Origin of the sequence: Rhodoferax fermentans (assembly GCF_002017865.1) — a bacterium.
In the GTDB taxonomy this organism is placed as follows: Bacteria; Pseudomonadota; Gammaproteobacteria; order Burkholderiales; family Burkholderiaceae_C; genus Rhodoferax; species Rhodoferax fermentans.
This window is the reverse complement of the sequence record NZ_MTJN01000002.1, coordinates 3,158,273-3,173,291: the sequence shown is the minus strand read 5'-3', so window position 1 is coordinate 3,173,291 and position 15,019 is coordinate 3,158,273. Positions and strand designations below refer to the sequence as shown.

The window sequence follows — 15,019 nt, the reverse complement described above, 5'->3', positions numbered from 1 at the left end:
GCGACCCCGAGGGGCGCTGGCCTGTTGAGACTCGCCGTTGTTGCGAGTCCAGACGTTTGGCTGGTTTAGTCGGCTACGAGGTCAAGCACCTGGTCACCGAACTTGTCGGTCACACGTTTCTCGATCTGGAGCAGTTCATACCAGCGTCTGAAGGCGGCGACAAAAACAATGCTGATCAAGACCATCAGGATGCCCGACATGGTGGTCAGCAGGTACAGCTGTTTGGGCAGGTAGTTGCCGGTGATGTTGAGGTAACCAGCCCACATCACGATGGGGAACACCAGCAAGCCGGGCACAGCAGTCACCCAGGCGTATTTGGCCTTGCCCAGACGGATCAGCATGGTGGTGCCGATGATCAGCGCGGTGGCAGCCAGCAGCTGGTTGGCCATGCCGAACAGCGGCCAGATGGTCGAAATGTCACCGGTGTAGACCAGGTAACCCCATGAGCCTGTAAACAGTGCGCTGGTCACAATGATGCCTGGTGTCCAGGAGTTATCGGAAAACGGTGCGTAGACCTTGCCCATCATTTCTTGCAGCAGATAACGGCCAACGCGGGTACCGGCGTCCACGGCGGTCAGGATGAAAACCGCTTCAAACATGATGGCGAAGTGGTACCAGTAGGCCATCATGCCTTTCATGAAAGGCACCGCCGAGAAGATGTAGGCCATGCCAACCGCCAGCGACACGGCGCCGCCCGGGCGACCCTGAACCTGTTCACCGACCTGGGCTGCGAGTTCGGGCAGGTTGACCGTGGCGATGCCCAGTTTGGCAAACGCTGCGGGTGCTGCATTGATCGCGAAGTAGTCGGCTGGCACCAGAACGCAGGCTGCAATCAGCGCCATGATGGCGACGAAGCCTTCGGTCAGCATCGCGCCGTAACCAACGAAGAGAATGTCCTTCTCGTTGGCAATCATCTTGGGTGTGGTGCCTGAGCCAATGATGGCGTGGAAACCAGACAGTGCACCGCAGGCGATGGTGATGAACAGGAACGGGAAGGCTGCGCCTGGAATGACCGGGCCGCCGCCGAAGAAATGTGGTGTGACCGCTGGCATGTGCAGCTCGGGATGGACAAACACGATGCCCATTGCCAGAGCGGCGATGGTACCGATCTTGAGGTAGGTCGACAGGTAGTCACGTGGCACCAACAGGAACCAGACCGGCAGCACCGAGGCGATGAAGCCATACGCCGGGATGATCACCGAGAGTTCTTTCTTGGTGAAGGTGAACATCTTGGCCAATTCCGGATCGGCAGCGACGTAAGGGCCAACCCACAGCGAGATCAGTAGCAGAACCACGCCGATGATGCTCATGCCCTTGATGTCACCGGGGCGAATGTAGTGCATGTAAACGCCCATGATCATCGCAATCGGCAGCGTGGCGAAGACCGTGAAGGTGCCCCATGGGCTGTTGAACATGGCGTTCACAACCGCAATCGAGAGCCCGGCCAGTGTCAGGATCAGAATGAACAGGATGGCCACCGACGCCACTTTGCCGGCGGCTTTGCCGATCTCGGTTTCTGCGATCACCGACAGGCTGCGGCCTTTGTGGCGGACCGAGGCGAACAACACCACCATGTCGTGCACGCCACCGGCCAACACGCAGCCAATCAGTATCCAGAGCGCACCTGGCATATAGCCGAACTGCGCAGCCAGCACCGGCCCGAGCAGTGGCCCGGCAGCGGCGATGGCCGCAAAGTGGTGACCGAACAGCACGTACTTGTTGGTCTTGACATAGTCGTGACCGTCTTCCATGGTTACCGCCGGCGTTTCCCGCTCTGCGCGCAGATTCATGACCTTTTGGGCCAGGAAAATGCCGTAGAAGCGGTAGGCAATGGCAAAGACCAGTGCCGCCACAAATATCAGCGTCAATGAATTCATCTGTTTCTCCGTTTGTTGGTATGCAGCCCCAGACTGCTTCCTGCACGTGCACAAGCGTGCGGAAATTGACCGCTCCTGCACGGGGGCAGGGCGCAATGTAGTGGGTTTGGGCCCGGCCTGGAGGGACTATCTGGCGAGAGGTCCGGGTAGCGATCCAGAGGTCGCCAGCGACATCGAGCGGTGCCAGCCGGATTCAGCCGATGAGCAGTTTGTCCTTGATGTCACGCAGATAACGGCGGCTCGCCGGAACGCGTTTGCCGCTGTGGGTGATGATTTCCGCCGCGCCGTTGTCCAGCAGTTCGATCTCGGCGATGTGGTCGAGATTGATGAGGTATTGCCGGTGGCAGCGGAGCAATGCGGTGCGCTCCTGCAAGATCTTGAGCGTCAGTTCGGTCACACCCTGTTTGCTCAAGGCGACGACCTGAACGCCGCAAAGGGTGGTGTTGACATATTCGACGTCTTCGAGCGCGATCAGCAGGATGCGGTTGCGCAGTGTGCACGGAATTTGCCGCAGGGGGCTGTCGGCGCCAGGAAAAGCCGTCGCCGGTGTGCGCTTGCCGGAGCGCAACCAGTCCAGCGTTCTGGCTAAGCGCTGCGCGTCGACTGGTTTCAAGAGGTAGTCGGCGGCGTGTTCTTCGAAGGCTTTGAGGGCATGTTCATCGTAGGCGGTCACAAAAACGATGTGTGGCAGCGCCGATGGCTCGATCATGCCGACCATCTCCAAGCCGGAGACACGTGGCATCTGGATGTCCAGAAAAACGACGTCGGGGCGCAAACGGTGGATCGCCGCCAGCCCTTCGATGGCGTTGCTGCATTCGCCAATCACCTCCACGTCGCTTGCTTCGGCGAGCAAGGCTTTGAGTTCTTCGCGCGCGGGCGCCTCGTCGTCAATGATCAGCGCGCTCAGCATGTGACAAGTTCCTTCTCGACCGGCACCCGTATGCTTACCCGTGTCCAGTGTTCGGGTTCGCAACACACCTCGATGCCGTAGGCGGCGCCGTAACGGATCTTGATGCGCCGATCCACCAGATTCATGCCCAGACCGTCACCGTTGGGCATGGGTTTGTAGAGGCCGGCGCTGTCTTCGATGACGATCGTCAGCTCATCATCGCTACGCTGCGCGCTGATGGTGATCTTGCCTGGATCAAGCATCTGGGAAATACCGTATTTGATGGCGTTTTCGACGATAGGCTGCAAGGAGAAAGTCGGCAGGCGCAGGTGCATCAAGTCTTCGGCCACCAGAAACTCGACGTCGAGCCGCCCGGCAAGGCGTGCCAACTCGATGTGCAAATAGGCATCAACGTGTTCGATCTCGTCCTTGAGCGTTGACTCATCGCTGGCGCGCTTGAGGCTCTTGCGGAAAAAAGTCGACAGGTATTGAACAATCTGGCGCGCGCCTTCGGGGTTGCGGCGGATGACTGCAGCCAAGGTGTTGAGCGCGTTGAACAGGAAATGTGGGTTGATCTGGGCCTGCAGCAGCTTGACTTCCGATTGCGCCAGCAGGCGCTTTTGTTCCTCGATGGTTCCCGCCAGCACCTGGTTGGAGAGCAGGCGCGCGATGCCTTCACCGAGTGTGCGATTGAGCGACGAGAAAAATTTGCTCTTGGGCTCGTAGAGTTTGATCGTGCCGAATACGCGGTTGCCTTCACCGCGCAGCGGGATGACCAGCGAGGAGCCGAGTTTGCAGTCCTTGGACAGCGAGCAGTGGTAGGTGAGGGTGGCGCCGTCGGCATACACCACTTCGTTGTGCGCGATGGCGTAGAAGGTGTGTGGTGACGAGATCGGTGTTCCCGGCAAATGGTGGTCGGCGCCGATGCCAACAAAACCCAGCAGTTTTTCGCAATCGGTGATAGCCACCGCACCAACACCGGTTTCCTCGCGGATGATGCTCGCCATGCGTGTGCAGTTTTGCTCGTTGAAGCCCTGCATCAACACACCGACCGAGCGTTCGGCGATGCGCAGCGCCTTGGCCGAAAAGGCAATCGAGTACTTCTCGCGCGTTTCTCGGCGGTCCAGAATTAGGCGCATGAAGAGTGCGGCACCCACCGAGTTGGTGACGATCATCGGCAGTGCGATGTGCGCCACCAGCCGCGCGGCTTGGTCAAAGGGCTGGGCCATCAGCAGGATGATGGCCATCTGCGAGATCTCGGCCACAAGTGTGGCGCCAAGCGCAATCATCGGGCTCAGCAGCCGGTCGGCGCGATGGCGTTTGAGCAGCAACAGGTGCAGATAACCGCCGATCAGGCCCTCGACGGTGGTAGATACCGCGCAGGCGGCATCGGTGTAGCCGCCCAGTGAGTAGCGGTGCATGCCGCCGGTCAGGCCAACGGCAAAACCCACCAGCGGCCCGCCCAGAATGCCGCCGATAACCGCGCCAATGGCGCGTGTGTTGGCAATCGCGCCCTCGATCTGGAAACCGAGGTAGGTACCCATGATGCAGAAGGCCGAAAAAACCAAATAACACACGAGCTTGTCGGGCAGACGCACGGTGACCTGCATCAGGGGCGCAAACAGCGGCGTCTTGGAAAGCAGGTAGGCGATCACCAGATAGACGCACATTTGCTGCAGCAGGCTGCCGACCAACGCCAGGTGATTGATGTTCTGAAGCTCAAGCATGGGTGACGGATAAGGAATTCAAACGAATGGGGCAAAGTATGGCACCGGTTCGACGCGCCAAGACTTCCTTTGATTGCCAAAACCTGGGAGCCTGATAAGCCGCCGCCGAGAGGCAGCAACACCCTGCAGGCGACAGCATAGCTTTAGCGCCGATTCTGACCCGCTGTCGGCTAAGGCAGTGACAGAGAGGCTTGCGAGGTCCAAGATAGTCATGGATTGCTGGGAGTACTTGCATGAAATCCAATATCCGCAAGTTAATTTGAGAATCATTCGCATATAGAATGCCGACCTTCGCCGGGAAGCCCGGCCTTTTGAAGGAGTGTTCATGCGATTTGCCACCACCGCACGCTGGCTGTGCATCCTGGGCCTGACAGTCGGCCTGATCCAGACCGTGCAGGCGGCCCCCGAGGTAATCAAAGACGTGATAGGTCGATCCGTGCGCGTCGACCTGCCTGCCAAGCGGGTGCTGCTGGGCTTCTACATTGAGGACTATTTCGCCGTAGGTGGTGACAAGGCATTTGACCGACTGGTGGGACTGTCGCGCGGCTGGTTCGTCAAGTCGCGGCCAGCGGTATGGGCTCAGTATGTCGCCGCACGGCCCACACTGCGCGACGTGCCCGATGTGGGCAATGTGCAGGACCAGAGCTTTTCGCTTGAAAAGGCGTTGGCCACCAAACCCGATGTGGTGATCCTGGCCGACTGGCAGTTCAAGGCCTTGGCGTCCGAAGTCCCCCGCCTGGAGGCAGCTGGCATCCCGGTGGTGGTGGTGGACTACAACGCGCAGACGCTGGAGCGCCATCTGGCCAGCACCAAGGTGCTGGGCCAGCTCACCGGGGAGACGGCACGCGCACAACGCATTGCCGATGAGTACCGCCAAGTGGTGGAGACGATCCAGCAGCGCATCGCCAAAGCCAAGCTGCCGCGCCCGCGTGTGTACATTGAGCTGGGTGACAAAGGGCCAGCCGAACACAGTTACACCTACGGTAAAAACATGTGGGGTGCCATGGTCGATCTGGTCGGTGGTGACAACGTGGCTGTACCTTTTGTCAAGGACTGGGGGCCGATCAACCCCGAGCAGTTGCTGGTCACGAGGCCGCAGGTGGTGTTCATCGCAGGGTATGAGAGTGTTAGCAGCCCCGATGCCATGCAGATGGGGGTGGGTGTGCCTGCAGGTGAAGCGCGCCGACGTCTGCAAGGCTTCGCACAACGCAAGGGCTGGGTTGATCTCCCAGCGCTGCAGGAGGCTCGTCTGTACGGGGTCTACCACGGCGCCACGCGCAGTCTGCTGGATGCGGCGCAGTTGCAGTACCTGGCCAAAGCCTTGTACCCGACCTTGTTCACCGACATCCATCCGGAAGCCACCTACCAAGACTTTTATCGCCACTACCTGCCGATCCAGCCACAGGGCACCTTTGTGTTGAGCTGGAAATGACAGATATCACTGCTGCGCCCGACATGGGCGTCCTGGTCTTGCAGCGTCAGCGTCGACGCGAGACGCTGCGCTGGCGTTGGCTCGCCCTGTTTGTGGGCCTGAGCCTGTTCAGCTTGATGCTGGATGTGGCCACCGGCCCCTCTTTGCTGGCGCTGGGTGACGTGGTACGCACACTGCTGGCGCCAGCAGCGGCCGACCCCATGACGCGCGCCATCGTGATGGACATGCGTCTGCCAATTGCGCTCATGGCGCTGGTGGTGGGAGCTGCCTTGGGATTGGGTGGGGTGCAGATGCAAACCCTGCTGGACAACCCCTTGGCCAGTCCTTACACGCTGGGGCTGGCAGCTGCCGCCGGTTTTGGCGCCGCGCTGGCCCTGGTGACCGGTGGCATGGGCTTGCCGCCCCTGGTGGCCATCCCGATCGGTGCCTTTGTCTTTTGTATGCTGGCGGCCAGCCTGTTGTTCGGGCTGGCGCTGATGCGCCATGTCAACAGCCAGACCATCATTCTGGCCGGCATCGCACTGTTGTTTCTGTTCCAGTCGCTCTTGTCGCTGCTGCAGTTTCTGGCTTCTCCTGAATTGAACCAGCAGATCATTTTTTGGTTGTTTGGTAGCCTCATGCGCACCACCTGGCCGATGTTGTGGATCACCGCAGGCGTGACGCTGGTGTGTGCGCTGTTGTTGCACCGAGACGCCTGGCAGCTGACCTGCCTGCGCCTGGGTGAGGCGCGTGCGCGCAGCCTGGGGGTGAACGTCACGCGCTTGCGCCTGAAGACTCTGGTGCTGGTGGCGTTGATGACCGCGACCGCCATCAGCTTCGTCGGTGTCATTGGTTTCATCGGTCTGGTGTCGCCGCATGTTGCGCGCATGCAGGTTGGCGAAGACCAGCGCTTCCTGATTCCGCAATCGGCGCTGTGTGGCGCACTGATGCTCTCGGTGGCCTCGGTGCTGTCCAAATCCATTGTGCCCGGCGCGCTGTTTCCGATCGGTATCGTGACGGCGCTGATCGGGGTTCCTTTCATGATCTGGCTCATTCTGGGCAACCGAAAGCGTCGCCGTGCTTGAAATTTCTGACCTGACCCTGAGAATCGGTGACTTGACCCTGGTCCAAGGGTTGAACCTGCAACTGTCTGCCGGGCAGCTGCACGTGATCATTGGCCCCAACGGCACCGGCAAGACCAGCCTGCTGCGTGCGCTGTTTGGCGAGTTGCCGTTGACGCAGGGATCTGTGCGTCTGCATGGCACACCGATGACGCCGCACAGCTTGCCAAGCTGGCGCCAGGGCATTGGCTACATGCCCCAAAACACCCAGCTTGACCTGGACCTGAGTGCCCTCGAAGTCGTGGTGCTGGGTCGCCTGCAGCGCCTGTCGATGCGGCTGTCGGACGACGATCTGGGTGCAGCGCTGGAGGCTTTGCAGGCGCTGGACATCGCCCATCTGGCCGACCGGCCGGTGCACACCCTCAGCGGTGGGCAGCGCCAGATGGTGTTGTTTGCGCAAGTGCTGCTGCGTCAGCCCAAGCTGATGCTGCTGGACGAACCCGTCAGCGCTCTGGATCTGAAGCACCAGATGCAGCTGATGGAGCATCTGCAAATGCAGACTGCAGCCCAGGGCTGGATCAGCGTGGCTGTGCTGCACGACCTGAACCTGGCAGCGCAGTTTGCCGATCAGTTGATCGTGCTCGGCGACGGTCGCCTGCAGGCCTTTGGCCCGCCGGCCCAGGTGCTGAGTAGCGAACTCATCCACCACCTCTACCACGTCCCGGTGGATGTTCACCACGACCAGGACGGCCAACCCTACGTACGCACCTTGCGCGCATCACCCCCACGTGAGTACCTGATGGCCTGAGAGACCAAGATTCCGATCACTGCTGTGAGTGATTGCGCATAGGCGTCAGACAGGTCCTCATTGTTTTCTGCCAGCACGAGGAACACATCCCCCCTCGATGCGGGTGACCGTATCGGGGGGATGGCGGTTGATGCCAAGCGTTTGACGACCTTGCACGGTGTGCATCATGTGATCCTACAAAAGGGCAAACCGGTGTGGCCATCTGGAGCACGGTGCGGGCCAGGGTTGCTGCGTGTGCTATTGATTTGAGGCTGGATCCAGGCCGAGATTTGACGCACCTCGCCTGATTGCCGGATACTGGCTCAATGCCCCGCTCCTACCCCTGCAACAACATCCAGCAAGTGTGCGCTGGCTTGGCCAAGGCATGGGAATTTCTGTCCGGCCAGGAACGTGGTTTTGGTCTGTGTGAGAGCGAGCAGGCAGAGTTGAACTTTACCGAATTCAGCTACTTCATGCCGCTGAGGCTGTCGCCGGACCAGCGCACAGGCGGCATGGGTGTGCTCATTGAGCGGCTGGACGCCCTTGGCGTGGCAACCAACATGCCATGCCGCCATGCAACTGCTGCTGCTGGACCGCTTGGGCAGCATTCCGTTTCGCCTGACTCCCCATGAAAAAATGACGCTGGAGGCACTGACCGCCCAGAATTTGCTGGGCCTCTACTCTGCGAATGAGGTCAAAGGTGTCTATGCCATCGGGGTCATGGACACCAATGCCGTGTGTATGGTGGGTGGTGGCGCGGCGCGTATGTTACCCAACGAGGTGCGGGCCCTGATGGCCAGCGGACAGCTCAGTGCTGTGATGATGGACAAGGCCCATGAGTTTTTGCGTGCCGCTGCGGTGGGCCTGAGTGAATCGGCAGCGTCGCCGGTCACCAAGGTCACCATGGCCAAGGCCAGTGTGGTCAAAAACTCCTTTGCCAAGCTGGCCACGGTACTGGCCCAGCCGGGGCAACGCTCTGATTTCCGGCTGGCGATTCCAGGATATGGTGAGGGGCGGATGGCATTTTTTGTGATGACATCATGAACTGGCTGAACATCGCCTACGGGTTTTTATTCTTTTCCAACCTGCTCTTTATGGCCGCAGCGGGTTATCTGCTCTACCGCATTCTCAACACCATCACGCAAAGCCGGGTAGATCTGCTCAAGGCCGCCAGCCTGACGGTGGAGGCCAGCAAACACCTCAAGATTGCCGCCAATCGCACAAGCATGGAGCTTGAGCGTGTCAGCCAAGCGCACCAGACGCGTGATAACGCAAGTGGTCGTGTCATCAGTGCGTTGTCGTTCAAGCTGCAAAACCTGATCGACAACTTGGCGCAAGGCGATGTAACCGCCGCTGCCGGGGCTGCTGCAACAGCGGCCGAAGAGAAGACCCACGTGGAAGACATCCGTGCCAAGTAGCAGGCTGAACTCAACACCGCGCTGTCCAAAAATCACATGCTGCAGGAGCAGGTCGAAGAGATCCAGTTTCACCTCAAAGAAGACTCGACCAGCAACGATCAGTTGCGCAGCGAGATCAGCGAAGTGCAGGGTGTCAAGCAGTCGGTGGTGGACAGCCTGATGCAGCAAACCGCAGACCTGGAAGCCGAACTGCAAAAAGCGCGTGAGCGCACACGTGCGGCGGAAAAACTGGCTGAAGAGAACACTCTTCAGCTTGACGAAATCCGCGCCCAGGTCAACGCCCAGAACTTTGCCACTCCTCGCTTGCCAGATTCATCGGTCGAGGGGGGCGACTTGGCACCGATGGATCAGGCTGCGCTGATCCAGGACCAGCAGGACCAGATCGACGTGTTGGCTGGCCGTGAAAAGTCGCTGCTGGCCAAGATTGAGCAGATGGAGTTGGAGTTTCAGCGGCAAAGAACTGAAAAAGCCTTTATCGAAGACCGCTTTTTACAACTCGACTCCGCACAGCCTGCGGCTGGCCCCCAGACTGGCCAGGACACGGCGCCACCTGCGGCCTGAGTGGGTGGCTGGTTCGCGACCTGGCGCTGGCGTTGCGCACGGTTCTTGCTGCGGTGCTTCAGGGTAGCCGGGGTTTTTCACCAGCACGCCGCACCTGCCGGTGTCGGCCGATGGGACCCTGCACAATACCCGTCTGGAGGTTTTTGCTGTGTCCCATGTTTCCGTTCCGGCCGATTACGCGCAACTGTTTGATCTGGCTCCCGTTTCCTTGTGGCTGGAAGATTTCAGCGCACTCAAACAACTGTTTGACAACTGGCGCAGCCAGGGTGTGACCGATCTGCAGGCACATGTCCAGGCGCATCCGGGCAGCCTGGCCGAGTGTGCGGCCTGTTTGCTGGTGCTGCAGGTGAACCAGCGCAGTCTGGAGATTTTTGGCGCACGCAGTCAGGATGAGCTGCTGGCGAATCTGGACAAGGTGTTCCGGGGCGACATGCTGGGCAAACTGATGGAGCAGCTCCTGCCCATGTGGGAGGGGGCTTTAGGTTTTTCGGTGCAAACGGTGAACTACAGCCTGGACGGGCGGCGGCTGGATGTGAAGGTCCACGCCCGCGTGCTCCAGGGCCATGAAAACAGCTGGGCGCGCGTCATGGTGTCCCTGGAAGACATCACCCAAGAGCTTGAGCGTGCCCGTTTGCTCAAGGCCAGCGAACAGCATGCCCGCGACCTGTTCGACTACTCCCCGGTCTCCCTGTGGGTCGAGGATTTCAGCGCGGTCAAACTGCTGCTCGACGAACTGCGTCAGCGCGGTATTGAGGACTTTCGCACCTTCATCAATGTGCATCCCGAGTTTGTATCGCGCTGTATGCAGGAGATCCGCGTCATTGATGTGAACAAACAAACGCTGAGCATGTTTGGTGCACAGAGCAAGTCCGAACTGCTGGCCCGTCTGGGCGATGTCTTCCAGGGTGAAATGCGGGATTCGTTTGCCGAGCAACTGATCGAGCTGTGGCAGGGCAAGACCACACTCATGCGCGAGGTGGTCAACTACCGGCTCAGTGGGGACCTGATCAACATCCATATGCAATTTGCGGTGCTGCCCGACCATCTGGCGAACTGGGACCTGGTGCTGGTGTCGCTGGTGGACATCACCGCCCGCAAGAAGGCTGAGGCCTATCTGGAGTACCTGGGCAAACATGACTCTCTGACCCAGCTGCGCAACCGCGCTTTCTACATGGACGAGTTGAACCGCTTGTCCCGCAAGGGCCCGTGGCCGCTGAGTGTGCTGGTGATCGACCTCAATGGCCTCAAGCGGGTCAACGACGAAGCGGGCCACATCGCGGGGGACGCTTTGCTGCGCCGCGCTGGCGAGGTTCTGAGCAAGGTCAACAGCCCCAACGCCTGTGTTGCCCGTACTGGTGGTGACGAATTTGCCATGTTGCTGCCCGGGGCCGATGAGCGTGGCGCACAGGCCATTGTGGAGCGCATCCTGTCGATTCTGGAGCTCAACAACCAGTTCTACTCGGGTCACAAGCTGAGCATGGCCATCGGCGCCGCCACCTGCCATGCTGGAGACCAGCTGGAAGTCACGCTGCACCGGGCCGATCGCGCCATGTACGAAGCCAAAAACCGCTACTACCACGAGAGTCAGATCGAGCGGCGCCTGCAGTCCTAGGAGGGATACTGGGGCGCTGCTTATTTTGTAGTGTTTAGCCCTTATTGAATAAGGGCTGTACTTGCATTTTGTTTATAAAAGAAGGTCTGATTCAATGTGGGTAAGCTCGTTCTTTTTTGGGGTTTCCATGCTGTTAGACTGCTGAGCCGCCAGGCTGGCGGGTGCATCTTTTTTATGGCGCCCGAGCATCGGGGCTTTCTACCTATCTGTTCAACATGCGTGTACCAGAGTCATTGCCCGAACCTCCTGCAACGGTGCCAGTGTCCTATGCCACCCAGATTCGTGCGGAGACCCTGGTCCTGCTGTTCAGGCAGTCTTTTCCTGCGGTGTTTTACAGTGCCGTCGTGGCCCTGGTGCTGAGCTGGACCTTGTGGGGACAGGTGGATACCACCTTGCTGCAGTGGTGGATGGCTGCGCTGGCTGGCAGCACCTTGATCCGCTTGTTGTTCTTCTTGCAGTATTTCCGCGTGAAACCCCGCGGTGAGGACATCTTGCGTTGGGAGCTGCCCTTTACCTTCACGCTTCTGCTGTCATCCTTGGTCTGGGGTGTTGGCACAGCCTGGATCACACCCATGGACTACGGTGTTGAACGTGGTGTGGTGCTCTACCACCTGGTGGGTATGGCAGCGGGTGCCATGGTGACCTATTCCGCCCACCGGCTCATCAACATCCTGGCCATGTTGGCGGTGTTGCTGCCCAGCACCATCTGGCTGTATGCCCAGGAGGACCGCACGGCGCTGGGTATGGCCTTGTCTGCCACACTTTTCATGGTGATTTCCATCAAGGCCACCAAAATCATGGCCGATGCCATGCAACGCAGCCTGCAGATGCGATATGAGCTGCACCATGCGCACCAGGAGGCCGAGCATATGGCTCGCACCGATCCGCTCACGGGCATCCACAACCGCCGGTCGTTTGTGGAGCTGAGTGAGCAGATCATCCGCCACGGCCTGCGCAACGCTTCCCCGGTCAGCGCACTGCTGATCGATGTTGACCACTTCAAGCAGATCAATGACCAGCATGGTCACCATGTGGGGGATATGGTGCTCCAGCACCTCAGCACCTTGATGGCCAACCGCTTTCGTGGTTCAGACGTGTGTGGCCGCATCGGTGGCGAGGAGTTTGCCGTGTTGCTGGCGGATACCGACCTGGATGCGGCTGAATATGTGGCTCAACAGTTGGGCCAGTCCTTGGCGGCAATAGCCATTCCCACCCTGGCACAACCGCTCAAGATCACCGTCAGCATCGGTGTGGCATCGGGTTGTTATGACCTCACGACCTTGTTGCGAGATGCTGACCGGGCCATGTACCAGGCCAAGGCAGCCGGGCGCAACCGGGTTCTGCGTTATCAGCCTGCGCCGTGATGCAGAGTCTTAGGCGGGTGTCCGCCTCTTCTATTTCCTGTGTTATGCCTTTGCCGTGGCAAGGTCGCACGCAGGGTGTTTGGTAGCCTCACACGCCTGTCAAACCAGTGGGGTCACAGTTTTTGCCGTCTTGACCCTTGGCGTTCGGGTCTGCTGGCCCAGCTTTCTTTGGTAGATGCAGCGTTTCGCAGCCCACCTTTGGCTGGCCCTATCATTACCGAATGTGCCTGATTTAGCTCGCCACCCCGCCGTGGCCCCCCCGTATGACCGTACAAGAAGAGCCGTCCAAACTTTTGCTGCTGCCCGAGGCAGATACCGCCTTTGACGACTATTTCCAGGATGCAGATGCTTTGGCCGACTCTCCGTTGGCCTGGCAACTGGAGAGCAATGCCACGTTGCTGGAGGCTGTGCGCCTGCTGCTGCAGGGCAGCAGTGCTCTGGCACGTTTGCGTCTGTGGGCCTTGTTGGTCCTGGTCGGGCAGGGGCGGGCGTTTCTGGGACGTGATGAGTTGACCCAGCTGTTCTACGCCCTGCGGCCTGAAGCAGCCGACGCCGTGATCAAGCGTTTTCGCGATGCGGGGCTGTTGAGCTGGGACGAATCACAACGCCAGTACGGTGTCACGGCGCTGGCTCAACAGGTAGCGGATCTGCTGGGTCGCCTTGCCGAACCGGTCGAGGATGAACTTGCGGGTTTGTTGAGCCAGGTGGTGGGGGCCGATCAGTTGGGCTTGCTGCAGGGCAACCAGGTCCACATGTTGCAGGCTCAATTGGTGCGCTTGCACCATGAGTTCTCAGACGCCATTGCCAGTGGATCAGAGTTTCGCCTGCGTGCAGCGCGTGAACGGTATGACCGGGCCGCACGCCTGATTGACCGCGCCTCCAGCACCATCACCACCATCATCAGCCACGCCCATGGCGAGCGCGCGCTGGAGCAGGCGGCGCGAGCGCTGGGCCTGGCGCAATCGCGGTTGCTGGCCATGGCGGCGCAGTTCAACCGCGCCTTGCAGCAGGTGGACCGCCAGCGTGTCACGCTGGGCACGACGGGCATCACCAGCACCGATGTCAAGCGCTGGCTGCAAACCCAGACCCAGCTGGATCGCCTTGGTGCCGATGTGTTGCATCACCCGGTGGCTCTGGCCGCACTCTCGCCGCATGACATGTTGGATGTTGCCGAGGCCGAGTTCGAGCGCGATCGCCCGCAAGCCTTGCGAGATGAGCCGCTGCCTGTGGCGCAGGCCGCACCCGTGTGCGACCTCACGGCGGTGGCCTTGCCACAGGAGTTGGCGGCACTCTCCGGTTTGCTGGCGCAATGGGCCAGTGACACCAGCACGGACAACTCTGCCGCAGCCCGCGCCGTGCAAGAAGCCTTGCTGGCCGATGTAGGTGGTTTGGCCGCGCGTTACGCCCAGGTGGCCTACAAGGCGCAGCTTTTGCCGCTGCTCGGTGACGCCCAGGCGCAGGATTTACCCGGTGCCACCGGTGAGTTAGCGCGCCAGCCCTGGCGTGTGCAGTGGCACACCGATCTGGCTGCGCAGGAGCACCCGGCGGTCACCCATTTGAGTAGCGGCCAGTTGGCGCATGTCAGCACCACCCACCCGACCCATTCATCATGACCCAAGACAACGAAGCCACCCACCTGATTGCCGAACTGCTGGCCCGCAAGTACCTGCCGCGAACCCACCCCCGTGTTAAACAGGCGCTCGCCGATGCCGAGCTGTTTCAGAGTGTGGAGCAACGCCTGGCCCAGGTCGGCCTGCGCTGGGTGGACAACGTGTATGCCGACCACGTCACCCTGACCTTGCTGAGCGCACCGGCCACCCGGGTGCTGGGTGAAGGTGTGCTCAACGCCAACAACAACCTGGATCTGCCGCGCGACGCCGTCTCGCTGCTGGTGGTGGTGTGGGCGCTCATTGTCTTGCCCAAACGCGAACGCCAAGCCAGCCGGGTGGAACCCGACGCACCCCAAAACGACATGTTTGCCGGTGCCAAACCGCTGCCCAGCGCACGCAGCGTCAGTCCGGTGCTGTCTTACAAAGCGCTGTTGGAGGACTATGGCAACCAGTTGGGCAAAAAGACACGACTTGATGCCAACCTCAAACTGCTGGAGCGCCATGGCTTCATTCTGCGTAAGCAGGACGACATCCTGGAGGGGCCGCTACTCGATGTGTTGCTGGACTATGACCTGCTGGCCCCGCGCATCCTCAATGGGGCCTTGTCCGATGTGCTGGCCCGTGAACAGGCGCAACGCGAACAAGCCGCTCTGGCTGCGGCCAGTGCCCAGGCCGACACTCCGACAGCCGATATTCCTTAAA

14 protein-coding genes are annotated in these 15,019 nt (G+C 60.3%); 11 read left to right on the top strand and 3 right to left on the bottom strand.

Translation table 11 applies throughout. The features are described 5' to 3' along the window. Positions 1–65 precede the first annotated feature (65 nt). From RF819_RS14850 to RF819_RS14840, 3 genes are all read right to left on the bottom strand, one after another. Positions 66–1,877: a carbon starvation CstA family protein gene (locus tag RF819_RS14850; protein ID WP_078365697.1), complete on the bottom strand. Its 1,812-nt coding sequence runs from the start codon at positions 1,875–1,877 to the stop codon at positions 66–68. A 193-nt stretch (positions 1,878–2,070) separates the two neighbouring features. Beyond that, positions 2,071–2,787 carry a two-component system response regulator BtsR gene (gene btsR, locus RF819_RS14845; RefSeq protein ID WP_078365696.1) on the bottom strand — a complete coding sequence of 239 codons (717 nt, stop codon included), beginning with the start codon at positions 2,785–2,787 and terminating at the stop codon, positions 2,071–2,073. Next, positions 2,781–4,493, bottom strand: coding sequence for a sensor histidine kinase (locus RF819_RS14840; protein WP_078365695.1), 1,713 nt, complete (start codon positions 4,491–4,493; stop codon positions 2,781–2,783). Before RF819_RS14840 ends, btsR begins: the two co-directional genes overlap by 7 nt. A gap of 325 nt (positions 4,494–4,818) precedes the next feature. On the opposite strand from RF819_RS14840, the gene RF819_RS14835 reads away from it, so the two are divergent. The 11 genes from RF819_RS14835 (at position 4,819) to RF819_RS14790 (ending at position 15,018) form a co-directional block, all read left to right on the top strand. Next, positions 4,819–5,925, top strand: coding sequence for an ABC transporter substrate-binding protein (locus tag RF819_RS14835; protein ID WP_078365694.1), 1,107 nt, complete (start codon positions 4,819–4,821; stop codon positions 5,923–5,925). Continuing rightward, positions 5,922–6,989, top strand: coding sequence for a FecCD family ABC transporter permease (locus RF819_RS14830; protein ID WP_078365693.1), 1,068 nt, complete (start codon positions 5,922–5,924; stop codon positions 6,987–6,989). Before RF819_RS14835 ends, RF819_RS14830 begins: the two co-directional genes overlap by 4 nt. Then, entirely contained in the window at positions 6,982–7,773 is a 792-nt protein-coding gene (locus tag RF819_RS14825; protein WP_078365692.1) for an ABC transporter ATP-binding protein, read from the top strand. The genes RF819_RS14830 and RF819_RS14825 overlap by 8 nt, the downstream gene beginning before the upstream one ends. Before the next feature lie 305 nt (positions 7,774–8,078). Beyond that, positions 8,079–8,384 carry a hypothetical protein gene (locus RF819_RS21355; RefSeq protein ID WP_158081294.1) on the top strand — a complete coding sequence of 102 codons (306 nt, stop codon included), beginning with the start codon at positions 8,079–8,081 and terminating at the stop codon, positions 8,382–8,384. Continuing rightward, a complete protein-coding gene (locus RF819_RS14820; RefSeq protein WP_078365691.1) occupies positions 8,326–8,796 on the top strand; it encodes a hypothetical protein in 471 nt (156 codons plus the stop codon). Before RF819_RS21355 ends, RF819_RS14820 begins: the two co-directional genes overlap by 59 nt. Then, positions 8,793–9,170 carry a hypothetical protein gene (locus tag RF819_RS14815; RefSeq protein ID WP_078365690.1) on the top strand — a complete coding sequence of 126 codons (378 nt, stop codon included), beginning with the start codon at positions 8,793–8,795 and terminating at the stop codon, positions 9,168–9,170. The genes RF819_RS14820 and RF819_RS14815 overlap by 4 nt, the downstream gene beginning before the upstream one ends. Before the next feature lie 36 nt (positions 9,171–9,206). Beyond that, a complete protein-coding gene (locus RF819_RS14810) occupies positions 9,207–9,731 on the top strand; it encodes a hypothetical protein (protein WP_078365689.1) in 525 nt (174 codons plus the stop codon). 148 nt (positions 9,732–9,879) lie between these two features. Beyond that, complete coding sequence (locus RF819_RS14805; RefSeq protein ID WP_244899914.1) at positions 9,880–11,343, top strand: sensor domain-containing diguanylate cyclase; 1,464 nt, start codon at positions 9,880–9,882, stop codon at positions 11,341–11,343. Positions 11,344–11,558: 215 nt separating this feature from the next. After that, positions 11,559–12,707: a diguanylate cyclase gene (locus RF819_RS14800; RefSeq protein ID WP_078365688.1), complete on the top strand. Its 1,149-nt coding sequence runs from the start codon at positions 11,559–11,561 to the stop codon at positions 12,705–12,707. 263 nt (positions 12,708–12,970) lie between these two features. After that, complete coding sequence (locus RF819_RS14795; protein ID WP_078365687.1) at positions 12,971–14,320, top strand: hypothetical protein; 1,350 nt, start codon at positions 12,971–12,973, stop codon at positions 14,318–14,320. Beyond that, positions 14,317–15,018, top strand: coding sequence for a hypothetical protein (locus RF819_RS14790; protein ID WP_078365686.1), 702 nt, complete (start codon positions 14,317–14,319; stop codon positions 15,016–15,018). Before RF819_RS14795 ends, RF819_RS14790 begins: the two co-directional genes overlap by 4 nt. Position 15,019: the final 1 nt, after the last annotated feature.